Genomic DNA, 22,061 nt, shown 5'->3' on the forward strand with positions numbered 1-22,061 from the left:
CCCAGCCGCCCCTTCCCTCCGCCCCCGGCATCCGGCTATAGGGATGCTACGTTATACGGTCACCATGCGACGCTTCCTGCCTTCCGACCCGCTCGAGCTTTCCGCCGGCGCCGGCGCACGCCTGATGCTGGCGGCCGGCGTGCTGGCGGTGCTGTGGGCGGCGGTGGCCTGGGCGATGAGCCAGGGATGACGGGCCAAGCGATGATGCCGGGCCCGGAACTCCGCATCGACCATCTGACGGCGACCTATCGCCGGCATCCGGCGGTGCATCACCTCTCGGCCCGCTTCGCGCCGGGCAGCCTGACGGCGATCGTCGGGCCGAACGGGGCGGGCAAGACGACGCTGCTGCGGGCCATCGCGGGGCTGCACAAGGCCGACGAGGGCCGGATCAGTGCGACCCATGCCGATGGGCGGCCGGCGCGGCTGGCGCTGCTGCCGCAGCAGGCGGGGATGGACCGCGCCTTCCCGATCCTCTGCCGCGACGTGGTGCTGCAGGGGATGTGGTCGCGGCTCGGCGCCTTCCGGGCGGCCTCGGCCGCGGACAAGGCGCGGGCCGAGGCGGCGCTGGAGGCGGTGGGGCTCGGCGGCTTCGGCGGGCGGCCGGTGGGTGCCATGTCGGCGGGGCAGTTCCAGCGCCTGCTGTTTGCGCGGCTGCTGGTGCAGGATGCCGCGTTGATCCTGCTTGACGAGCCGTTCAATGCCGTGGATGCGCGCACCGCCGCGGACCTGCTGGCGATGGTGAAGCGCTGGCATGGCGAAGGGCGGACCGTGGTGGCGGTGCTGCACGACCTGGATCTGGTTCGGGAGGCATTCCCGGATTGCCTGCTGCTGGCGCGCGAGAAGGTGGCCTTCGGACCGACCGCGGAAGTGCTGAGCGCGGCGAACCGGCTGAAGGCGCGGATGATGGCCGAGGCGTGGGACGAGGCGGCGCCGGCCTGCACGGCTGAGGCGGCGTGATTTTCGCGTTGCGGGCTGTCGAGGCCCGCGGATTGGACGGTCGGTCTGGCCCCCACCCCGACCCTCCCCCGCACTGCGGGGGAGGGAGCATCAGCCCTCCCCCGCAGTGCGGGGGAGGGTTGGGTGGGGGCAGCGCGCGCTGCCCATGATTGACGCCCTGCTCGGCCCCTTCCTTGAATTCGGCTTTATGCGCCGCGCGCTGGTGGGGTGCCTGGCGCTGGCGGTCGCGGCGCCGCCGCTCGGGGTGTTCCTGATGCTGCGGCGGACCAGCCTGACGGCGGAGGTGCTGGCGCATGGCGTCACGCCGGGGATCGCGGCGGGCTTCCTGATCGCGGGGCTTTCGGTGCCGGCGATGTCGCTCGGCGGACTCGTCGCCGGGCTGATCGTGGCGCTCGGCGCCGGGGCGCTCTCGCGCGCGACGGGCGGGCGGGAGGATGCGTCGCTGACGGCCCTCTACCTGATCGCACTCGCGCTCGGCGTGACGATGGTCTCGCTGCGCGGCGACACCGGGGACCTCACGCATCTGCTGTTCGGCCAGGTGCTGGGCGTCGATGATGCGGCGCTACTGCTGATGGCGGGCGTCGCCACGATCACCCTGCCGGCCCTGGCGCTGGCCTGGCGGCCGCTGGCGCTCGAGACCTTCGACCCGGCCTTCGCGCAGGCCGAGGGTGCGCATGGCGGGCTGTGGCACATGCTGTTCCTGGGGCTTGTCGTGCTGAACGTGCTCGCGGCCTTCCAGGCGATGGGCACGCTGATGGCGGTCGGGCTGATGATGCTGCCCGCGGTCGCGGCGCGGCACTGGTCGCGGGAGCTGTCCGGCCTCGCCTATGCGGCCGTTGGGATCGCTGCGCTCTCGGCCTATGCGGGGCTGCTGGTGTCCTATCACCTCGACCTGCCCTCCGGCCCGGCCATCGTGCTGACGGCCGGGCTGCTCTGGGCGGTGTCGGTGGTGGCGGGGCCGGTGGACGGGCTGCTCGCGCGGCTGCTCCGCCGGCCGCACCTGGCCGGCTGAGGGCCGCGCGCGCTACTTCGCGCCCTTGCCCTGCAGCTTGTCGAGCAGCCCGAGCACGACGACGCCGGCCAGGAAGGATCCGTGCAGGAACAGCGCCCAGAAGACGCTGCGGTCGTCGTACTGGTCGAGTTCCATGAAGATCTGCAGGATGTGGATGGAGGAGATCGCGACCAGCGCGGTCGCCAGCTTCACCTTCAGGTTGCCGGGATCGATCGTGGAGACCCAGGAGGTCTTGCGCTCGTTCTCGTCGGTGGTCAGGCGGGAAACCAGGCTGTCGTAGGAAGACAGCGCGACCATGATGACCAGCGAGGCGACGAGCGCCGAATCCAGCAGGTGCAGCAGCTCGATCAGGTGCTTCGTGTCCTCGGTGGTCAGCACGCCGACGGCGAACTTCCACAGCTTGAACAGGAAGCGGACGGCATAGACCGCGAGCGCGGCGGCGAGGCCGAGGAAGAACACCGCCAGCAGCCAACGGCTGGCGAGGATGGTCTTGTCGATGATCGTCAGCATGTCAGTCTCCCGGAAGCGATCCAATAGCCGTGAGCCGCAACCGGAGGGAAGCATGACGATCCGCCGAATCGCCGAGGAGGCGCGCCTGTCCGGCGCGGTGGTGGGGGGCGGGCTGGTGTGGCTCGCCGGGCAGGTCGCGGATGACGCGACCGCCGATGCGGAGGGCCAGACCGCCGACATCCTGCGCCAGATCGACGCGCTGCTGGCCGAGGCCGGCACCGACAAGCGCGCGCTGATGAGCGTGACGGTGGTGCTGGCCGACATCCGCGACGCGCCGGCGATGAACCGCGCCTGGGACGCCTGGCTCGATCCCGGCCACAAGCCGGCGCGGATGACGATCGAGGCGCCGCTGGTGGACCCGGCCTGGAAGGTGGAGATCACTGGCGTGGCGCTGGCGCCGCGATGACGCGGCCGGGGCGCCGGCCGCTGCCGCCCGGCTGGATGCGGGCGATGGGGTTCACGCTGGCGCTCTCCGTCGTCGTGGCCTGGGGGGTGGGCGACCAGGGGCACATGTTCCCCTTCGCCGTGATCGGCGCGGCCGCCCTCGCGCTCGGCGTGGTCTACTGGCTGTTCCCGCGCGGCCTGCACTTCGCCTTCGGCATGACGGCGGGGCTCGCGATCTATGCCAGCCTCTTCGTCGTGCTCGGCCACGCGCAGTTCCCGGATGCGCTGCCCTGGTCGCGCGCGCTGGGCTTCCTGCTGCCGGTGCTGGCCTTCGTGGCGATGGTGCTCCGGCATCACCGCGAGCTGGACGCGGTGGCGGCGCAGCAGACGGCGCATGAGCTGGACCACCTGCCGCATGCCTCGCGCTGGCTGCTCTCCTCCAGCCTGGTGGCGCTGGCCTGCTTCGTCCTGCCGATCAACCGGCTGCCGCCAGACCTCCAGGCGGTGGCGCTGCTGGCCGCCATGGCGGGCGTGGCCGGCATCGCCGCCTTTGCGGTGCGCGACGTGATACGGCTGATGGTGGATGTCTCGCTGATCGTGCACGAGATCGGCGCCCGCGCGCGCTTCCTGGTGGTGCCCGCCGTCGCCTTCCTGCTGATGTATGCGCTGCTGGTGGTCGGCTTCGCCTCGGCCTATCGGATCGCGGACGAGCTGTCGGCGCGGCCGCTGTTCAACGGGCCGGCCGGGCCGATCCGCATCAGCTATGCGGACTCGCTGCATTTCTCCGTCGCGACGCTGTCCACCGTGGGGTATGGCGACATCCAGCCGCATGACGACGGCATCCGCGTGCTGGCCAGCCTGGAGGTCGTGGCGGGGCAGTTGCTGCTGCTGTTCGGCGTGGCGGAGATCCTGCGCGCACGTCGGACCCGGCCGGAGCGGGGCGCGCGTCTCGACCGGGAGGACGAGCCGGGGCATTCTCCGCCCGGCGAATGAGCGACCATCCCGCCGCCCCCGGCCGGTCGCGCTTCCGCCGCAATCCGCGCCGAGATTGAAGCCGGGCTGGACGACGCGATGCACATCCTGATCACCGGCGGCCTGGGCTTCATCGGCTCGGCCGTCGTCCGACATCTGATCCGCACCACCGACCATGTCGTGGTCAATGTGGACAAGGAGACCTACGCGGCCAGCCACGATGCGCTGGAAGAGGCGCGCGGGCACCGGCGGCATGTGCATCTGCGCGCCGACATCTGCGACCCCGAGGCGATGCGCGCGGCCTTCGCGGAATGGCGGCCGCAGGTGGTGATGCACCTGGCCGCCGAGAGCCATGTGGACCGCTCGATCGACGGGCCGGCCGAATTCATCCGCACCAATGTCGTCGGCACGCAGGTGCTGCTGGAAGCGGCGCGCGCGCATTGGTCCGCGCTCGACGCCCCAGCGAAAGATGAATTCAGGTTCCACCACGTCTCGACGGATGAGGTGTTCGGCGCGCTGCATCACGGCGACCCGCCCTTCCACGAGGCGACGCCCTATGATCCGCGCAGCCCCTACTCCGCGTCGAAGGCGGCGTCGGACCACCTGGTGCGGGCGTGGCAGCACACCTACGGCCTGCCGACTTTCGTGACGAACACCACGAACAACTACGGCCCCTGGCAATTCCCGGAGAAGCTGATCCCGCTGGTCGCGCTGAACGCGCTGGAGGGCAAGGCGCTGCCCGTCTATGGCGACGGATCGAATGTGCGGGACTGGATCTTCGTGGACGACCATGCGGAGGCGCTGTGCAAGGCGGCACTCGGCGCCGCGCAGCCGGGCGGGACCTATTGTATCGGGCCGCGGCAGGAACGCACGAACCTGCAGGTGGTGAAGACGATCTGCGCGGTGCTGGACCGCCTGCGTCCCGATCCCGCCGGACCGCGGGAGCGGCTGATCACCTTCGTGAAGGACCGCCCCGGGCACGATTTCCGCTACGCGATGGATCCCTCCCGCGCCGAGGCGGCGCTGGGCTGGCGCGCGAAGCACGATTTCGAGGCGGGGCTCGAGAAGACGTTGCGCTGGTATCTGGATCACGAGGCGTGGTGGAAGCCGATCCGCGAAAGGCGCTATGCCGGCGAGCGGCTGGGGAAGCACTGACATGCAGGGCGACTGGCGCGGCAAGCGCGTTCTGGTGACGGGCGGCGCCGGGTTCCTCGGCAGCGGGATCTGCCATGCCCTGGCCGCGCAGGGCGCGCGCGTGGTGGCGCTGGATGCGATGGTGCCGGATGGCGGGGCGAGTCCGCTGAACCTCGAAGGCAGCAACGTGATGCTGGTGCGCGGCGACATCCGCGACGCCGAGCTGCATTCGCTTTGCCAGGGCATCGACGTGCTGTTCAACATGGCGGCGCAGACCAGCCATATGGGCGGGCAGCGCGACCCGGTGGCCGACATCGCGATCAACGCCGTCGCGCAGGTGCGGCTGATCGGCGTGCTGCGGGAGGCGGCGCCGAAGGCGGTGGTGGTGCATGCCTCGACACGCCAGTTCTACGGCCGCCCGCAATACCTGCCGGTGGACGAGAAGCACACCGTCAATCCGCCGGATGCCAACGGCGTGTCCAAATGGGCGGGCGAGCAGTACTGGCTGCTGGAGAACCGGGTGCATCACCGCCCGGTGGTCTCGCTGCGGCTGACCAACTGCTATGGGCCGCGGCTGCGCATCAAGGATGCGCGGCAGACCTTCCTGGGGATCTGGATCCGCCGCGTGCTGGAAGGCGAGCCCTTCGAGGTGTGGGGCGGCGAGCAGCTGCGCGACCTGGCCTATCTGGACGACGTGGTGGACGCCTTCCTGCGCGCCGCGCAGCATGCACATGAGCCGCAGGTGGGCGGGCGCGCCTTCAACCTCGGCGGCTCGCCGCCGCTGTCGCTGAAGGATCTGGCCGATCGGCTGATCGCGGCGAATGGCGGCGCCGGCCGCTACGAGATCAAGGAATTTCCGGCCGACCGCGCGCCGATCGACATCGGCAGCTTCGCCGCCGACGACCGCGCCTTCCGCGCCGCCACCGGCTGGTGGCCGCGGGTGGAGCTGGACGAGGGGCTGCGGCGGTCGCTGGACTGGTACCGGCCGCGGCTGGCCGAATACATCGCCTGAGGGTTCTCCGATGAACGCCACCACCATCACCGTCCCGCAGGCCGATCCCGGCGCGGGGTATCGCGCGCAGAAGGCGGAGATCGACGCCGCCGTGGCGCGCGCTCTCGCCTCCGGCTGGTACATCCTCGGCAAGGAAGGCGAGGCCTTCGAGCGCGAATACGCCACGTGGCAGGGTGCCGCGCGCGCCATCGGCTGCGCCAACGGGACGGATGCGCTGACGCTGGCGATGCGGGGCCTGGGCATCGGGCCGGGGGCGACGGTCGTCACCGTCTCCCACACCGCGGTCGCGACGGTTGCCGCCATCGAGATGGTGGGCGCGACGCCGCTGCTGGTGGACATCGACCCCGACACCTACACGATGGACCCGGACGAGCTGGTGGCCGTGCTGGAGGACCCGCCGCCGGGCCTGCCGCCGATCCGCGCCATCATCCCCGTGCATCTCTACGGCCAGGCCTGCGACCTCGCGCCGATGCTGAAGGCGGCGGCGGCGCATGGCGTGGCGGTGATCGAGGATTGCAGCCAGGCGCATGGCGCGACGCTCGGCGGGACGAAGGTCGGCAACCTTGGCCGGGTCGCCTGCTACTCGCTGTATCCGACGAAGAACCTCGGCGCGCTGGGCGATGCCGGCGTGCTGACCACCGATGACGCGGACCTCGCCGACCGCATCGGCGCGATCCGGCAGTATGGCTGGAAGGAGCGCTACATCAGCAGCGATGTCGGCGTGAACTCCCGGCTGGACGAGCTGCAGGCGGCAATCCTGCGGGTGAAGCTGACGGCGCTCGATGCCGGCATCGCGCGGCGCCAGGCGATCGCGGCGGCCTATGACGCGGCTCTTTCCGGCAGCAGCCTGGCCCCGCCGGCGCGGCGCGCGGATGCGGGCCATGTCTTCCACCAGTACGTGCTGCGCGCGCCGGACCGCGCCGCCGTGATGGCGCGGCTGCGCGCGGAGGGCATCGCGACCGCGATCCACTACCCGCAGCCGGTGCATCTGCAGCCGGCCTATGCCGGCCGCACGCCGCTCGGGCCCGCCGGCTGCGCCGAAACGGCGCGTGCGGCGGGCGAGGTGATGAGCCTGCCGATGTTCCCCGAGCTGACCGACGCGCAGGTGGAGCAGGTCTGCGGGGCGCTGCGCCGGCTCTGACCCGGCGCGCACCGGCCCGGCCCGGCGCATCGCCCGCGTGCGCCCGTGCGCCGGACGCTTCCGTTTCTGCGAGCCCACGTGCTAACTTTCGCGTGACGGGTGAGATGACGTCGCGCCGTCGCGCGTGACGCGTTGCTGCCCGCCTGGCACCCGGCTGCGGCCGCGGGGGAGGAGTGGGGCGAGGAATGGGTGGCGCCGCAGCCGAGCCGATCGAGCCGAGGCTGGCGGGTGCGCCTGAGGATGCCGGCCGCCGGATCGTCCGCATGGCCGCGCGGATGCTCGGCACCCCGGCCGCCGTGCTGCGGCTGCAGGATGCCGAGGGCAAGGTGTTCGGCGCGACCCATGGGCTGCGCGCCAGCGAATCCCCCGCCGAGGTCGCCGTCACCGATTTCGCCTTCCGCGCCAGCGCGCCCGTGGTGGCGTCCGACGGGCGCGAGCTCGGCATGCTGTTCGTGCTGGACCGCCGGCCGCGCCGCGACCTCGCCCCGGACGAGGCCGGCACGCTGCGGGACCTCGCGGCACTCGCCGCCGCGTCCTGCGAGGGCCTGCCGGACACCCAGCCGGAGGCGAGCCGGCTTGCCTGGAGCCTGCTGGCCGACCGGCTGAAGGCGCTGGCGGTCGAGGCGCCCGGCTACGAGGCGGCGATCGAGGCGACGGCGGAGGCGCTCTGCGGCGCCACCGGGGGGCTGCTCTGCACGCTGCACCGGCTCGGCGCGGACGGGGCGACGCTGCAGCTCGTCGGCGGCCACGCGTCCCCGGCGCTGGGCGGGCCGGGCCTGCTGGATGCGATCCGGGCGGCGCCGATCGGCATCGCCGACCCGCTGCTCGGCGCGGCGATCGTCGGCGGGCGGCAGCGCCAGCTGGAGGTTCCGGGCTCAGGCATACGGCACGCCCTGCTGCGCGAGGCGGCGGGCAGCCCACCCATGACGCTGGTGGCGACGCCGGTGCGCATCGCGGATGAGCGCTGCGTGCTGCTGCTGGGCTGCCCGGCGCCAGGGCCGGACCTGCTCGACCTGGTGCGGGATGCCGCCGCGACGCTGCGGCCGCTCTTGCAGATGCTGCGCGACGAGGAGCGGACGGTGCTGCACCGCCGCGTCGTCGAGGCGAGCTCGGAGGCGGTGCTGATCACCGAGGCGGCGCCGGACGAGGGGCGCATCGTGCATGTGAACCCCGCCTTCGAGGCGCTGACCGGCTTCTCCGCGACCGAGCTGGTGGGGCGCGCGCCGCGGCTGCTGCAGGGCAACGGCGCGGACGGCGCGGATTGGAGCGCGATCGCCGACGCGCTGCGCCAGAAGCAGCGCATGCGGCAGGAGGCGGCGTTCCGCCGCAAGGACGGCAGCCAGGTCTGGGTGGACCTGCACATCGCCCCGGTCTTCGATTCCGCGGGGCGCTGCACGCACCTCGTCTCCATGGTGCGCGACATCACGCGGGAGCACGAGGCGACGCTGCGCCTGGCGGAGAGCGAGGCCGCCTTCCGCAGCCTGTTCGAGCGCAACCCGATCCCGATGTGGATCTACGACCAGGAGACGCTGGCCTTCCTCAGCGTCAACGACGCGGCGATCGAGGATTACGGCTGGTCGCGCGAGCAGTTCCTGCGCATGACCATCCTCGACATCCGCCCGGAGGAGGACCGCGCCGCGGCGCGCGCCGCCTCGGCCCAGCTGCGGCGGACGCGCGGCGCCTCCGGCCCCTGGCGCCACCTGACGGCGCGGGGCGAGGAGAAGATCGTCGAGATCAGCCTGCACCTGACCGAATTCGCCGGGCGGCGCGCGGTGCTGGTGGCGGCGCTGGACGTCACGGCGCGCACCCGCTTCGAGCGCGACCTGCGCCTTTCCCGCGCGGCGCTGCAGCGCCAGGCGGTGGAGCTGCGCCAGACGCAGCGGCTCGCGCGGCTCGGCACCTGGCGCTGGCAGGCGGATCTGCAGCAGGTCTCCTGGTCGGAGGAGGTGCATGCGATCCTCGGCACCGATCCGGCGGCGCCGGTGCCGGCGGGACCCGCCGCGCTCGCGCTGGTGGTGCCGGAGGACCGCGCGACGGTCAGCGACGCGCTGACGCGGATCGTGCGCACCGGCCAGCCCGGCGCCTTCGAGTTCCGCGTGCGGCGCCCGGACGGACGGCTGGTGCATTGCCGCGCCGAAGGCCGCTGGGAGAGCGACCCGGCGGGCGGGACGGATTCCGTGCTCGGCTACGTGCAGGACGTGACCGCCCAGCGCGAGGCGGAGGCGGCGCTGCGCCAGGCGGACCGGCTGAACTCGCTCGGCCAGATCACCGGCGGCATCGCGCATGACTTCAACAACCTGCTGACCGTCGCCTCCGTCAGCCTGGAGATGGCGGCCGACGAGGCGCATGAGGGCCGCACCGCGCCCGACCTGATCGAGGCCGCGCGCGGCGCGCTGGAGCGCGGCATGCGGCTGACCAGCCAGCTGCTCTCCTATGCGCGGCGGCAGCCGCTGCGGCCCCAGCCGCTCGACCTGCACGAGATGCTGCCGGGGCTGATCGAGCTGATCCAGCGCACCCTGGGCGAGCGCTATCCGCTGCGGCTCATCGCCGGGCCGACGCCCCAGGTGTCGGCCGATCCGGCGCAGCTGGAGGCGGCGCTGCTGAACCTGCTGGTCAATGCGCGGGACGCGATGCCGGGCGGCGGCCCGATCGTGGTCGAGACGCGGCTGGTCGCGGTGCGCGCGGGCGAGCTCGGCGAGGAGGACGGGCTGGCGCCGGGGCAGTATGCCATGGTCGCGGTGACCGACCGGGGCACGGGGATGCCGCCGGAGATCAGGGCGCGGATCTTCGAGCCCTTCTTCACCACGAAGTCGCCCGGCCAGGGCACCGGGCTCGGCCTCAGCATGGTGCTGGGCTTCGCGAAGCAGTCCGGCGGGCATGTGACGGTCAGCAGCGAGCCCGGCAAGGGCACCTGCTTCACCCTCTACCTGCCGGTCGTGGCGGAGGGTGCCGCGGCGGGGCCGGCGGGGCTCCAGGGCGAGGCGCCGGCGACGCTGCCGGCGGGGCTCGACGTGCTGGTCGTGGAGGACCAGCCGGATGTCCGCAAGGCCGCGGTGCGGCTGTGCCGGCAGGTCGGCATGCAGCCCGTAGCGGTGCAGGGCGCGGCGGAGGCGCTCGAGATCCTCGGCTCCGGCTTCCGCTTCGACCTGCTGTTCACCGATGTGGTGCTCGGCGGCGAGATGGACGGGCTCGAGCTGGCGGAGACGGCGCGGCGGCTGCAGCCCGGCCTCGCGGTGGTCTGCACCTCGGGCTATGCGGAGCAGCAATTCGGCCAGCGCGCGCCGGACCAGGCGGCGCTCGAGATCCTGAGCAAGCCCTACGACATCAGGCGCTTCCGCGATGCCGTCGGGCGCGCATTGGCAGAGGCCGCGACGCGGGCGGCGACGATGGACGCGGGCTGAAGGCGGAAGGCCGGGGCCGCGACCCGCGGATGCGAGGCGGCGAGCGCCGCGCTATCCGGCCGCGCCGGCGCCCCGGGAAGGCGGGGCATCGCGCATGCCGCCGGCATGGTCTGAGGAGGCCTCGCTCTCGTCGATCATGGCGAGCAGGCGAAGCGCGGCGGCATGGATGCGGCGGACCTGTTCGCGGGTCTCGGCCTCGTCGGGGGCGGATGCCTCCACCAGCGCCTCGGCTGCGGCGATGATCGGCATCAGCGGCGCGCGCAGCCCGGCGGGCGGCGGGGAGGGCGCGGCCATCTGCTCCTCGGCGAAGCCAGCCAGGGCGGGCTCGCCGGCCGGGGCGGCGCGGCGCCGCTGCTCGCTGGTGGCGAGCGCGCGCGCGACGGCGGCGACCATCTCGCTCGGCCGGAACGGCTTGCGCAGGATCTCGAAGCCCTGCGCGGCAAGCACGGCGGGCGCATGCTCGCCGATGCCGGCGCCGGTGATGAGCACGACCTCGAGCGCGGCGGCGTCCGGGCGATGGCGGATCAGTTCCTCGGAGAGCGCGAGGCCGGATTCGCCGGGCATGCGGACATCGGTGATCATCACCGCGATCCGCGGATCCGCCAGCACGCGCTCGCGCGCCTCGGCGGCCGAATAGGCGCCGAGGGCGCGATAGCCGTGCTGCGCCAGGTAGCGGGTGAGCAGATCGACGATCTGGCGCTCGTCGTCCACGACGAGGATGCCCGGCAGCCGAGGCGCGGATTTCTCAGCCTGCCGGATCATCGTGGCGCCATCCTCCGCCCGTTCAGGCAACCAGGCGATAGCCGCGCCCGCGCAGGGCCAGCACCTGGATCCGCTGCTCCGAGGCGGCGGCGAGCTTGCGCCGCAGCATCGAGGCGAGCTGGTCCACGCCGCGCTGGTGCGGCATCAGGCGATGGCCGAGCACGCGCTCGGCGATGGTCTCGCGCTCGGCGGTGCGGTCGGGCGCCTCGAGCAGGAGCTTGAGGAGGCCGGCCTCGCCGCCGGTCAGGCGGACCTCGGTGCCGTCCGCGGCGATCACCTTCAGACGCAGCGGATCGAGCAGGACGTCGCCGATCTGCCAGCCGGCCGGGCCGGCTTCGGCGGGCGCGGGCGGGGCGCCGCCGGCGGCGGAGGCCTCGCGGCTGTCCATGCGCCGGGACAGCGCCCGCACGCGGGCGGTGACCTCCCGCAGGGAGAAGGGCTTCGTCACGTAGTCGTCGGCGCCGAGCTCGAGGCCGACCACGCGGTCCACCTCCTCGCTGCGGCCGGTGACCACGACGATGCCGAGATCGGGCTGGCCGGCGGCTTCCCGCACGAAGGCCATGCCGCTGCCGTCCGGCAGCCCGATGTCCACCACGATGATGCGCGGGCGGCTGGCTTCCAGCCGCTCGCGCGCCTCGGCGAGGGACATCACGGTTTCGGTGCGCCAGCCATCCCGCTCAAGGGCGCCGGCGATGGTCGAGGCGACCTGGGCGTCGTCTTCCACGACCAGGACGGATCCGGAGGTGTTCATGGCGCTACGAACATGTGCATTTCTGTTAACCAATGCAACCTTACATTACACGCGCGCGTGATCAAGGGGTAAGAGCGAGCCATTCGTCCTCATCCTCATGATATTGATGGAAGATCCAGACTCACACGCGTGCCCTCGCCCGGGTTGGATGCAATCTGCAGTCGTCCCCCTGCGGCCAGCACTACACGCATTGCGAGTGCAAGTCCAATGGCGGTCTTGTGTCCCGCGACCCCGGCGGTGAAGCGGGCGGTTGTGGCGCGGCGTAGTGTCTCGCGCGCCATGCCGGGCCCGTCGTCCTGCACGACAATGACGATCCGTGGAGATTTGTGCGAAAGAAAATGATTCTCGGCCCGGATCTGCAGGCACCCCTTGCCGCGCATCGCGGCCAGCGCATTGGAGACCAGCTCGTCCAGGATGCCGACCAGCGCGGGCTCGGCGAGCGCGATCGCGGGCAGGTCCGGGGCGATCGCCAGGTCGAGGCGGATCTCCGGCGGCAGGCTGTAGGCGAGGCGGCGGCCGAAGGCCTGCAGCGCGGCGGCGGCATCGGTCGGGCCGGCGGCCTCCCGGAGAGGGCGGGCGAAGCGGTCGAGCCGCGCCGTCAGCTCCGTGCCGCGCTGCGCCGCGCCGAGGATCAGGGTGGCGAATTCCAGCAGCTCCGGCCGGTCCGCCAGGCCCTCGACCAGCAGCTCGGCATTGCCGAGCACGACGGTCAGCATGTTGCCGAGGTCATGCGCCACCGCACCGGCCAGCGCCGCCGCGGAGTCGAGCGGCGCGCCGGGATCGGCCGGCACATTCATCCAGCTGCCGCCTTCGGGTGTCTCCCGCTGCATCAGCGCCCCCGGTCTCTCGTATCCTGCCACCCTGTCCTCCGAACGCCGCATCAGATCGGGGTGGTGACGGACGCGGCCAGTCTGCGATCCTTCTCCGCGCCGAAGAAGGGACTGATGAAGCTGAAGGTGTAGGAGGCCTGCACCGTCACCGTCGTCGCCGCGCGGTTGACCTGGATGGTCAGTTGCGCGGGGTCGAGCAGCGAGACGCGGGCGAGCGCGAGCGCCTTGGGCGTTTCCGAGCCGGTGATCGCGGCGTCCGTCATGGCGGCGCGGGCGACCTCGCCCACCGCGGCGCGCAGCGCCGTGCGCGTGGCCACGTAGCGGCCGACATCCACGCAGGCGATCAGGGCGATCACCAGCGTCGCCGCGATGGCGGCGAAGTCCAGCGAGACGCTGCCGCGCCGCGCCCTATTGGAGACGGAGCGTGACATTGGCCGAGACACTCGTTGGGCCCGCCGGGGTGATCGGCGAGAAGGGATGGCTGACGGAGACGCGCACGAAGCGCGCGAGCCCGCCTTCGCAGGCGCTGGTGCAGGCCGTGGCGGTGGTGCCGCATTCGCACCAGATCGGGCTCGGGTTGATGGACAGGGAGGCGAAGTCGGGCGCGGCCGCGCGCACCGCCGCGGTGATCGCCGCCGTGTCGGCCGGGGTGCGCAGCGCCTGCTGCGCGCCGGCGCGGGCCGCGGTCTGCAGCCGGATGCGCTGCTCGATCGCCAGCCCCCAGTCGAACATGCCCACCAGCACGGCCGCCAGCACCGGCACCAGCAGGGCCAGTTCGATGGAGGCGGTGCCGGCGCGGCGGCGGAGGCCGAGGATGCGCCTCATTCGGAAACCACCACCATGCGTGTCTGCGGCACGCGCGTGCCGGTCTCGGCGCAGCCGGTGACGTCCGAGGTGCCCTGGAAGTCGATCGAGTTCGCGACCAGCACGCTGCAGGCGACGGTGCCGCTGGTGCCGATGAAGCGGACATGGCTGCTCGGGAAATACATCCCGCCGGCCAGGTTGATGCCGGCCGTGCCGGCGATGTCCACCGCCGGGTTGTTGATGTTGTTCGTGGTGGCGCGAATGTCGCGGTAGAACAGGATGCCGGCGTAGTCGGGATCCTTCGGCAGCCGGGCGGCGCGGATGTTCACCGTGGAATTGCCGGCGATCTGCACGCCGCCGATCGAGGCCGGGTCGCCGGTGAAGACGAAGACGACGCCCTCGCCGTTCGTGCAGGTGGGGCAGGTGAGGGAGCCGCCGCCCATCACGAAGAGCGAGCCGTTGAAGAGGTAGTAGGTGCCCGGCTCGACCGTGACGACCTCGCCGCCGTTGATGCGGATGTCGCCGCAATAGACCTCGCGGTTGTTCTTCTCGAAGGGTGTGAGGTTGCGGTTGTTGCCGCCGCCGCGGTTGGTGCAGCCGTTGCTCGCGCGCGGCATGACCTTCGTGTTCAGTGCGGTGTAGGGGTCGAGCGTCGGCGGCTGGTATTCGCGGAAGCGCTGGGCGAGGACGACGTTGCCGTTCTCGCAGTTCAGGCAGGTCGTGACCGTCGAGATGCTGAAGGCGTTGATCGAGAGGCTGTTGCCGACGATCTCCGCGCTGGGGATGCTGCGGCGGTTGGAAGCGAGCACGCAGTTCGGCGTGTTCACCGCCGTGTTGCCGCCGGCCCAGAGCTGGCCGTTCAGCGCCAGGATGCAGACATTCGAGGCCTCGCGCAGGGAGGCGACGCTGCGGCCCTGCACGATCGGCGGGGTGGAGAGGAAGAAGCCCGCGGCGCCGAGGCCCTGCTGCTGGCGGATCACCACCTCGACCGCCGTGGCGTTGCCGACATTCGGACCCGAGCTCGGGGGAATATTCACCGCGACGGTCGTCGGCGCGACATTGGGAAAGCCGTTGCGCGAGGCGACGTCGAGCGCGGCGGTGCGGGCCTGCGTGGCGCCTGACATGGAGAGCGCCACGGCGGCGATCGCCGATCCGGCATCGGCCGCGTTCTGGGCGCCGCGCCGCGCGGAGTACCAGACCCCCGCATCGGCGGCGATCGCCACGGCACCGAAGAAGCCGACGGCGGCGGCCGCGAAGGCGAGGGAGCTGACGCCCCGGCGGTCGGCGCGAAGGCTGCGAAGAAGCGTCCGGGGGGTGAACGACGTCATGGCTGGCCTGACAACACGCCTGTCTTTTGTCGAACACAGGTATGCTGCCATTCGATTAACGATGCGCGTTCGAACTTGTCAGGAAATGTCCCGTCCGCGCCGCCGGATTGCTTGCAGGGCGGCGGGATGGGCCGCGGCGGGCCTCATTCGGCGACGACCACGATGCGGGTCTGCGGCACGCGCGTGCCCACCTCGCCGCAGCGCGCGACGCCCGCATTGCCGGTGAACTCGAAGGAGGCGCCGACCAGCACGCCGCAGAGCGCGGTGCCGGCCGTGCCGTTGAAGCGGGAATGGGCGTTCGGGAAATACATCCCGCCCATCAGGGTCAGGTTGGCCCCGCCATTGATTCGCACGGGCGGGTTGCCGTTGCTGCCGGTGTTGGTGGCCCGGCCGTCGCGGAACAGCAGCACGCCGCGGAAGTCGGGGTCCGCGGGTGCGTTCGGCGCGCGCAGGTTCTCCACATTGGCGTTGCCGTTGATGGTGATGTCGCCGATCGAGCCCGGGCTGCCGGTCAGCACGATGGTGACGCCGCTGTCGCCGGTGCAGGTGGGGCAGCGCAAGGTGCCGCCCTGCAGCGAAAGCGAGGCGTTGTTCAGGTAGTAGGTGCCGGGGCTCAGCGTCAGGGTGCGGTTGCCGCTGAGCCGGATGTCGTCGCAATAGGCGCGGCGGCCATTGGTCTCGTAGGGGGCGAGCGAGGTCGGGTTGTTGCCCGGGTCGAGGCAGGTGCCGGCGTTGAAGATGGGCAGCAGCTTCGCATCCAGGTGGGCGAAGGGGTTCTCCACAGGCACCTGCCATTCCGCGGCGCGCTGGGTGAGCTGGAAGCGGCTGCTGGTGCAGTTCGGGCAGCTGCCGACGGTGCTGAGGCTGAAGGCGATCACGTCGAAGCTGTTGCCGTTGGTCTCGACGCCGGCGAGGCTCCGCCGATTCGAGGCGAGCACGCAGTTCGGCGCATCCACCACGGAATTGCCGCCGAAGGAGAGGGTGCCGGTCAGCGCCAGCACGCAGACATTGCTGGCGTCGCGCAACGAGGCGACGCTACGGCCCTGCACGGTGGGCGCGGCACTGAGGAAGAAGCCGGCCGCGCCGAGGCTCTGCTGCTGGCGGACGATCACCTCGACGGCGGAGGGGTTGGTGCTATTCGCACCGCTGCTGGGCGGGATGTTCACCGCGACGCTGGTCGGCGCCAGGTTCGGGAAGCCGTTGCGCGCGGCCACGTCGAGGCCGGCGGTGCGGGCCGGCGCGGCGCCGGACATGGCGAGGGAGGTTGCCGCCGCGGCGGCGGCGACATCGGCGGCGTTCTGCGCGCCGCGCCGTGCGGAGTACCAGACGCCGGCATCGGCGGCGATGGCCACCGCGCCGAACAGCACCACGGCGGTTCCGGCGAAGGCCATGGTCGTGACGCCCCGCCGGTCGCGCGGCAGCGACCGCGCAAGGCGAGAAAATATTGTTTCGCGCTGATGTTTTGATGCCGACATGAGGCAGTTATGCCGGCACGGGAAAGATGAACGCGTTTGAAATGGTAACGATTGGCTTTCGGCACGACGCGGCGGGAGGAAGGCGCCTGCGCTTGTTCGATTTTGTAGGAATTCCGCGGATCGCCGCAGTTCGCGTTTGCAACGTTCCTGCGCAAGGCCTTAAGACTCGTCTCGGTTGTCTCCGCCGCTGGACAGGCGCGAAGGCTCCCGCCGGCCGCTTCTGGCTACAGCGCAGCGCCGGCAGCAACGCGTCCGTTCGAGGAGACTGCGATGATCGCGATGGCCGGTGCGCCGCTCCGTCGCCTGCTGGCCGACCGGCGCGGGCTCAAGGCCATCGAGTATGGGATCCTCGCGGCCTTCGTGGTCGTGGCGGTGGCCGGGCTGACCGGTCCGCTCGATACGCTGCTGACGGACATCTACGACACGATGCTGTCGAAGGTGCCGTCGTAAGGCAGGGCAGGATCGGGGCGAAGAAGCCGATCGGGCGGCCATCCTCCAGAAGGCGATGAAGCTGGAGCAGCCGCCGCCAGTCCGGCGGAACCGCGAAGCGGCTCCAGGCTTCGGCGCGCTGCGGCGCCATCCCCGCCCGGGTGGCGCGGAACCCCGTCGCGCCGCGCCGGCGCCTGCCGCCATGCATGGTCAGTTCGCGAAGGCGACGACGCGTGCCTGCGGCACGGCGGTCCCCGTCCTCGAGCACTGGGAGGCGGTGGCGCTGCCGCCGAACTCGATCGCGGCGGCCACGAGGATGCTGCAGCCCGTTGCGCTGCTGTTGCCGTTGAAGCGCACATCGGCATTCGGGAAATACATCCCCCCAGCCAGGGAAAGCTGCGCCCCACCATTGACGCGCACCGCCGGGTTGCCGCCGCCGAGCCCGTTGGTGGCGCGCGGGTCGCGGTAGAACAGCACGCCGCTGTAGTCCGGGTCGGCCGCCGTGGTCGGCGCCTGAAGGCGCACGACCGCATTCGCGCTGATGTCGATGCCGCCGACCTTCGATGCGTCGCCGGTCAGCACGAAGGTGACGCCGGCGCCCCCCGTGCAGGTCGGGCAGTTCACCCGCCCACTCTGGATCACCAGCGAGGCGTTGTGCAGGTAATAGGTGCCGGGCTCGAGCGTCAGCGTGGCATTGGCGTTGAGCTTGATGTCCTTGCAATAGGCGCGGCGCCCGTTCCGCTCATAGGGCAGCAGGCTCGTCGGGTTGTTGCCCGGATCGATGCAGGTGCCGTTGCCGAAGGCCGGCAGGATCTTGTCGTCGAGCGCGGCGAAGGGATTGCTCGCGGGCACCTGCCACTCGGCCGCGGGCTGGGTGAGGCTTATGCCGCTGCCGCTGCAATTCTGGCAGGAGCCGACGGTGGTGATGCCATAGGCCTCGACGCTGCCGCCGCCCGAGACGGTGACGCCGACATCGGCGGGCCGGTTGGAGGCCAGCATGCAGCCTGGCGTGCTGACATTGGCGCCGCCGGAGAAGGCGAGCTGGCCGGTCAGGGCCAGGACGCAGACATCGGCGTTGCTGCGCAGGATGCCCACGCTGCGGCCGCGCACGGTCGGCGGGGTGGAGAGGAAGAAGCCGGAGGCGCCGAGCGACTGCGTCTGGCGGACGATGACCTCGACGGCGCCGGGCGTGGCGCGGTTGGGGCCGCTGGTCGGGGGGACGTTGACCTCGATCGTGGTGCTGGCGTCCGCGGCGAAGCCGTTGCGGGCGGCGACGTCGCGCGCGACGGTCTGGACCTGGCCGGCGCCGCGCATGGCGAGGGTGACGGCGCCTGCCGCGGCGGCGGAATCGGCTGCCGACTGCGCCCCGCGCCGCGCGGCGTACCAGACGCCGCTGTCGGTCGCGACGGCGAGGGCGCCGAACACCATGACCGCGCCGGCGGCGAAACTGATCGTGGTAAGGCCGCGGCGGTCCTTGCGCAATCTGGTGAGATTTGCCCGAAGAGCTCCGTCCAGCATCGTCATTGCCCCGTTTTTGAGACTGTTCGTGTGAATTGACGATGTATGGTGCCTCGCTCACGATCTTCAGACAACCTTCGAATTGTCAGGTTTTGTGCGGGCGCGAAGCTTACATTGTAAGAAACAGGCGCCACAAAATCACGATGTCGGCCGGCGTAAATACAAACCGCACCGGTGAGCAGACATCATTCGAGGCCGGACGAATTCTTCTGTCTGCCTGCGTGGATGCTTGTAAATTGGCTGTTCGGAATTGTAGGAATGGACCCTCTGCGGCCATTTAACGATTGCCTCGTTGCGCCGCACGGATAAATGATCTCCCCGGACGCGCTGCTCCGGTTCCCCGGCGTGGACGACGATCCGGCCCGGCGGACCACTCCGCAGGGTCCGCCAGACCCGCAACCGTGATCCTCAAGAGGGGAGTTATCCAAATGCGTGACCTTCTGATCGTTTCCGCCCAGCGCCTCCTCGGTGACAAGCGCGGCATCTCCGCGATCGAGTACGGCGTGCTCGGCGCCGTCGTCGTGGTGGCGGTCGCCGCCCTGGCCACCCCGCTGGGCACGCTGTTCACCGACGTGTTCGACAGCATCTCGGCCAAGGTCCCGGCCTGATCAGGCTCGGAGCCGCGGCGGACGGCCCGCCGCCGCCGCGGCTCCACCTTCTTCCCTCCCGCCAAGAGACGATCGCGATGCTGCTGCTCGTCACGACGGCCATCCTCGCCTTCGCCGCCTGGTCGGACCTCGCCACGCGCACCATTCCCGACTGGTGCAGCCTCGCCCTGCTCGCGCTGGGCATCGCCTTCCGGCTGATCGAGGGGCCCACGGCGGCCCTCTCCTCCCTCGCCATGGCCTTCGTCATCGGCGGCGGCTTCCTCTTCCTGCATGCCCGCGGGTTCATCGGCGGCGGCGACGTCAAGCTGATCGCGGCCCTGGCCGTGGGCACGGCCCCTTCCGCGATGCCCGACCTGCTCTTCGCCATCGGCCTTGCCGGCGGCGCCCTCGGGATCGCCTACCTCGCCATGTCGCGCGTGATGCCGCGCCCCGCGCTCCGCCCCAACGCCGCGCTGCCGATGCGCGTGGCGGTGGTGGAGGCGAACCGCATCGCCCGTCGCGGCCCCCTTCCCTACGCGCTTGCCATCGCCGCCGGCACCGTCGCGGCGGGCCTCGGAGCATAGACCCATGACCTGGCGCCGACTGGCCATCGTCCTTCTCCTGCTCGCCGCCGGCGGCCTCGGCGGCGTCGCGATGCGCGGCCATCCGCCCGCGCCGACGATCAACGCAGAGGCCGCGCCGGCGCCGCCGCCGCCGCCCGCCACCGCGCGCGTCCTTGCCGCGGCGCGCCCGCTGCCCTCCGGCACGCTGCTGAACGAGGCGGATATCTCGATCGTCGAGGTGCCGACGCCGCCGGTGGACAGCCTGCTGGCGACCGCCTCCTCCATCGCGGATTTCCGTGGCGCGCTGGTGCGCCGCTTCGTCCCGCCCGGCGCGCCGCTGACGCGGGACGACGTGATGCATCCCGGCGAGCGGGGCTTCCTCGCCGCGGTTCTGCGCCAGGGCTATCGTGCGATCAGCATAGGCGTGGATGCGGTGACCGGCGCCGGCGGCCTGGTGGCGCCGGGCGACCTGGTGGACCTCGTGCTGGTGCAGACGCTGAACGCGGCCGAGGCGCCTGCCTCCCGCCGCGTCATCGCGGAGACCGTCGAGACCGGCCTGCGCGTGATCGCCATCGACCAGCAGATCACGCAGGGCAACCAGGCCAACGCCCTCGGCCAGCAGCGCGTGGCCCGCACCGTGACCCTCGAGGTCTCGCCGGAGGCGGCGGAGCGCGTCGCGGTGGCCGAGCAGCTCGGCCGCCTGGCCGTGACGGTGCGCGCCGCGCTCGACGAGGAGAAGACGCTGCGCACGGCCATGCCGGTGTTCGGCGGCGACGTCTCCAACGCGCTCGGCAATCCCGACAACCCGACGCCGGCCCGCATGCGGGTGATCCAGGGCAACGACACGCAGGAGGTCACCTTCCGGTGAGGCCGCTTTCCATCCCCCTGCTCGCCCTCGCGCTGGCGCCGTTGCTCGCGCCGGCCCCGGCCGCCGCCCAGGTGCCCTCGCTGCGCCCCGAGGCGTTGGCGGCGACGCCGCTCGGCGCGGTTCCGGCGCAGGCGACGATCCCGCCGGCGATCCCGCCGCGCAACTTCGCGCAGGCGCCGCTGCGCCCGCTGCAGGACCGCACCGCGGCCGAGCCCGCCGCGACGCCGGCGCCGGCCGCACCTGTGCCGCTGCGGCTCGAGGCCGGCACCGGCCGGCTGCTGACGCTGCCGGGCGCGGCGACCACGGTGATCGCCGCCGACCCGCGCGTGGCCCGGGTGCAGCCTTCCTCGCCGACCAGCGTGTTCATCATGGCGGTGGACAACGGCCGCACGACGGTGGTCGCGACCAACGACGTCGGCCGCCCGGTCGCCGAATACGACGTGACCGTCTATGGCGGGCGCGTGCAGGGCGAGCGCGGCCCGGGCGGCGAGCGCGCCGCCGCACCCGCCGCGCGGCCGCTGAACCCGCGGCAGATCGAATCGCAGATCCGCTCGCTGATGAGCGGGCCGGGGCGGGTGCAGGTGCGCGCCGCGGGCCGCGCGCTGGTGCTCTCCGGCACCGTCTCCACCGCCGCCGAGGCGCGGCGGATCGAGGCGATCGCGCGCGGCATGGCGAATGCCGACACCGAGATCGTCAACGAGATCGGCGTGCTCTCCGCCATCCAGGTGAACATCCGGGTGCGCGTGGCGGAGATCTCGCGCGACCTGACGCGGCAGTTCGGCTTCAACTGGGCGGCGCTCGGCAATCCGGGCAACTGGGCCTACGGCATCGCCTCCGGCGCGGCGGCCGGGCCGCTCAACGCCGTGATCGGGGGCGCGATCGGCAGCGGCGTGGCCGGCGCCTCGCCCCAGCGCCTCGGGCTTCGCTTCAACGACGGCACGAACGACATCAACGGCATCATCGATGCGCTGGCGGCCGACAACCTGGTCTCCATCCTGGCCGAGCCGAACCTGACGGCGCAGTCGGGCGAGGTGGCGAGCTTCCTCGCCGGCGGCGAGTTCCCGATCCCCGTCGCGGGCAGCGGCGCGGACGGCAACAACAGCGTGACCATCGAGTTCAAGACCTTCGGCGTGAGCCTCGCCTTCGTGCCCATCGTCCTGGGCAACGACCGCCTGACGCTGCGCGTGCGCCCGGAGGTGAGCGAGCTCAGCGAGCAGGGCGCGATCAGCCTGCCGCTGGCCGGCGGCACCATCCGCATCCCGGCGCTGTCGGTGCGCCGCGCCGAGACGACGATCGAACTGGGCAGCGGGCAGAGCTTCGCGATCGCGGGACTTCTGCAGCGGAACACGGCTCAGCTGACCGAAGGCGTCAACGGGCTGACCGACATCCCGGTGCTCGGCGCGCTGTTCCGCTCCGACCGCTTCCAGCGGCGCGAGACGGAGCTGGTGATCATCGTCACGCCCTATCTCGTGCAGCCGGTCTCGAACCCGACCGCGCTGGCCGCGCCCACCGACAACTTCCGCCCGGCGACCAGCCTGGAGCGCATCCTGATGCAGCGGCAGGTCTCCGCCGTGCCGCCGGGCGCGCCCATCCCGCCGGGCCTCGGCTTCCGGTTCGAGTGAC

General features: G+C 71.9%; 23 protein-coding genes. 14 read left to right on the forward strand and 9 right to left on the reverse strand.

Annotated features, from left to right (window positions below):
- Positions 1 to 64: 64 nt before the first annotated feature.
- The 3 genes from DFH01_RS29095 (at position 65) to DFH01_RS26500 (ending at position 1,969) form a co-directional block, all read left to right on the forward strand.
- Positions 65 to 190: a hypothetical protein gene (locus tag DFH01_RS29095; RefSeq protein WP_269846298.1), complete on the forward strand. Its 126-nt coding sequence runs from the start codon at positions 65 to 67 to the stop codon at positions 188 to 190.
- Positions 187 to 957, forward strand: a complete 771-nt coding sequence (locus tag DFH01_RS26495; RefSeq protein WP_233256307.1) for a metal ABC transporter ATP-binding protein — start codon at positions 187 to 189, stop codon at positions 955 to 957. The genes DFH01_RS29095 and DFH01_RS26495 overlap by 4 nt, the downstream gene beginning before the upstream one ends.
- A 145-nt stretch (positions 958 to 1,102) precedes the next feature.
- Positions 1,103 to 1,969 carry a metal ABC transporter permease gene (locus tag DFH01_RS26500; protein ID WP_109873548.1) on the forward strand — a complete coding sequence of 289 codons (867 nt, stop codon included), beginning with the start codon at positions 1,103 to 1,105 and terminating at the stop codon, positions 1,967 to 1,969.
- 12 nt (positions 1,970 to 1,981) lie between these two features.
- Here DFH01_RS26500 and DFH01_RS26505 read toward each other — a convergent pair whose 3' ends face one another.
- A complete protein-coding gene (locus tag DFH01_RS26505) occupies positions 1,982 to 2,479 on the reverse strand; it encodes a YqhA family protein (RefSeq protein ID WP_158287916.1) in 498 nt (165 codons plus the stop codon).
- A gap of 52 nt (positions 2,480 to 2,531) precedes the next feature.
- Between DFH01_RS26505 and DFH01_RS26510 the strand changes: the two genes are divergently transcribed.
- The 6 genes from DFH01_RS26510 (at position 2,532) to DFH01_RS26535 (ending at position 10,523) form a co-directional block, all read left to right on the forward strand.
- Positions 2,532 to 2,885: a RidA family protein gene (locus DFH01_RS26510; protein ID WP_109873550.1), complete on the forward strand. Its 354-nt coding sequence runs from the start codon at positions 2,532 to 2,534 to the stop codon at positions 2,883 to 2,885.
- A 44-nt stretch (positions 2,886 to 2,929) separates the two neighbouring features.
- Positions 2,930 to 3,856, forward strand: coding sequence for a potassium channel family protein (locus DFH01_RS26515; protein ID WP_146217156.1), 927 nt, complete (start codon positions 2,930 to 2,932; stop codon positions 3,854 to 3,856).
- 78 nt (positions 3,857 to 3,934) lie between these two features.
- Complete coding sequence (rfbB, locus tag DFH01_RS26520) at positions 3,935 to 4,990, forward strand: dTDP-glucose 4,6-dehydratase (RefSeq protein ID WP_109873552.1); 1,056 nt, start codon at positions 3,935 to 3,937, stop codon at positions 4,988 to 4,990.
- Position 4,991: 1 nt separating this feature from the next.
- Positions 4,992 to 5,981 carry an NAD-dependent epimerase/dehydratase family protein gene (locus DFH01_RS26525; protein ID WP_109873553.1) on the forward strand — a complete coding sequence of 330 codons (990 nt, stop codon included), beginning with the start codon at positions 4,992 to 4,994 and terminating at the stop codon, positions 5,979 to 5,981.
- Positions 5,982 to 5,991: 10 nt separating this feature from the next.
- Positions 5,992 to 7,122, forward strand: a complete 1,131-nt coding sequence (locus DFH01_RS26530) for a DegT/DnrJ/EryC1/StrS family aminotransferase (RefSeq protein WP_109873554.1) — start codon at positions 5,992 to 5,994, stop codon at positions 7,120 to 7,122.
- A gap of 185 nt (positions 7,123 to 7,307) precedes the next feature.
- Entirely contained in the window at positions 7,308 to 10,523 is a 3,216-nt protein-coding gene (locus tag DFH01_RS26535; protein WP_109873555.1) for a PAS domain S-box protein, read from the forward strand.
- A gap of 51 nt (positions 10,524 to 10,574) precedes the next feature.
- Here DFH01_RS26535 and DFH01_RS26540 read toward each other — a convergent pair whose 3' ends face one another.
- From DFH01_RS26540 to DFH01_RS26570, 7 genes are all read right to left on the reverse strand, one after another.
- Positions 10,575 to 11,285, reverse strand: coding sequence for a response regulator (locus DFH01_RS26540; RefSeq protein WP_109873556.1), 711 nt, complete (start codon positions 11,283 to 11,285; stop codon positions 10,575 to 10,577).
- A gap of 22 nt (positions 11,286 to 11,307) precedes the next feature.
- Positions 11,308 to 12,036 (reverse strand): response regulator transcription factor, encoded by a 729-nt coding sequence (locus DFH01_RS26545; protein WP_109873557.1) that lies wholly within the window; start codon positions 12,034 to 12,036, stop codon positions 11,308 to 11,310.
- A gap of 95 nt (positions 12,037 to 12,131) precedes the next feature.
- On the reverse strand, positions 12,132 to 12,866 hold the full coding sequence (locus DFH01_RS26550) for a sensor histidine kinase (protein ID WP_158287917.1): 735 nt from the start codon (positions 12,864 to 12,866) through the stop codon (positions 12,132 to 12,134).
- A 50-nt stretch (positions 12,867 to 12,916) separates the two neighbouring features.
- Positions 12,917 to 13,297: a TadE/TadG family type IV pilus assembly protein gene (locus DFH01_RS26555; protein ID WP_109873559.1), complete on the reverse strand. Its 381-nt coding sequence runs from the start codon at positions 13,295 to 13,297 to the stop codon at positions 12,917 to 12,919.
- Positions 13,275 to 13,691: a TadE family protein gene (locus DFH01_RS26560; protein WP_109873560.1), complete on the reverse strand. Its 417-nt coding sequence runs from the start codon at positions 13,689 to 13,691 to the stop codon at positions 13,275 to 13,277. The genes DFH01_RS26555 and DFH01_RS26560 overlap by 23 nt, the downstream gene beginning before the upstream one ends.
- Positions 13,688 to 14,998, reverse strand: coding sequence for a Tad domain-containing protein (locus tag DFH01_RS26565; RefSeq protein ID WP_109873561.1), 1,311 nt, complete (start codon positions 14,996 to 14,998; stop codon positions 13,688 to 13,690). Before DFH01_RS26565 ends, DFH01_RS26560 begins: the two co-directional genes overlap by 4 nt.
- Before the next feature lie 143 nt (positions 14,999 to 15,141).
- Positions 15,142 to 16,389, reverse strand: coding sequence for a pilus assembly protein TadG-related protein (locus DFH01_RS26570; protein WP_158287918.1), 1,248 nt, complete (start codon positions 16,387 to 16,389; stop codon positions 15,142 to 15,144).
- 354 nt (positions 16,390 to 16,743) lie between these two features.
- Between DFH01_RS26570 and DFH01_RS26575 the strand changes: the two genes are divergently transcribed.
- A complete protein-coding gene (locus DFH01_RS26575) occupies positions 16,744 to 16,923 on the forward strand; it encodes a Flp family type IVb pilin (protein ID WP_109873563.1) in 180 nt (59 codons plus the stop codon).
- 189 nt (positions 16,924 to 17,112) lie between these two features.
- Here DFH01_RS26575 and DFH01_RS26580 read toward each other — a convergent pair whose 3' ends face one another.
- Entirely contained in the window at positions 17,113 to 18,384 is a 1,272-nt protein-coding gene (locus DFH01_RS26580) for a pilus assembly protein TadG-related protein (protein ID WP_158287919.1), read from the reverse strand.
- Positions 18,385 to 18,848: 464 nt separating this feature from the next.
- Here DFH01_RS26580 and DFH01_RS26585 point away from each other — a divergent pair, with 464 nt between their 5' ends.
- From DFH01_RS26585 to DFH01_RS26600, 4 genes are all read left to right on the forward strand, one after another.
- Positions 18,849 to 19,028, forward strand: coding sequence for a Flp family type IVb pilin (locus tag DFH01_RS26585; RefSeq protein ID WP_109873565.1), 180 nt, complete (start codon positions 18,849 to 18,851; stop codon positions 19,026 to 19,028).
- A 77-nt stretch (positions 19,029 to 19,105) separates the two neighbouring features.
- The gene (locus DFH01_RS26590) at positions 19,106 to 19,591 is read left to right on the forward strand and encodes an A24 family peptidase (RefSeq protein WP_109873566.1); all 486 of its coding nucleotides are present in this window, start codon (positions 19,106 to 19,108) and stop codon (positions 19,589 to 19,591) included.
- 4 nt (positions 19,592 to 19,595) lie between these two features.
- Complete coding sequence (cpaB, locus tag DFH01_RS26595) at positions 19,596 to 20,438, forward strand: Flp pilus assembly protein CpaB (RefSeq protein WP_109873567.1); 843 nt, start codon at positions 19,596 to 19,598, stop codon at positions 20,436 to 20,438.
- Positions 20,435 to 22,060, forward strand: coding sequence for a type II and III secretion system protein family protein (locus DFH01_RS26600; protein WP_109873568.1), 1,626 nt, complete (start codon positions 20,435 to 20,437; stop codon positions 22,058 to 22,060). The genes cpaB and DFH01_RS26600 overlap by 4 nt, the downstream gene beginning before the upstream one ends.
- Position 22,061 lies beyond the last annotated feature (1 nt).

This window comes from Falsiroseomonas bella (assembly GCF_003173615.1).
In the GTDB taxonomy this organism is placed as follows: domain Bacteria; phylum Pseudomonadota; class Alphaproteobacteria; order Acetobacterales; family Acetobacteraceae; genus Falsiroseomonas; species Falsiroseomonas bella.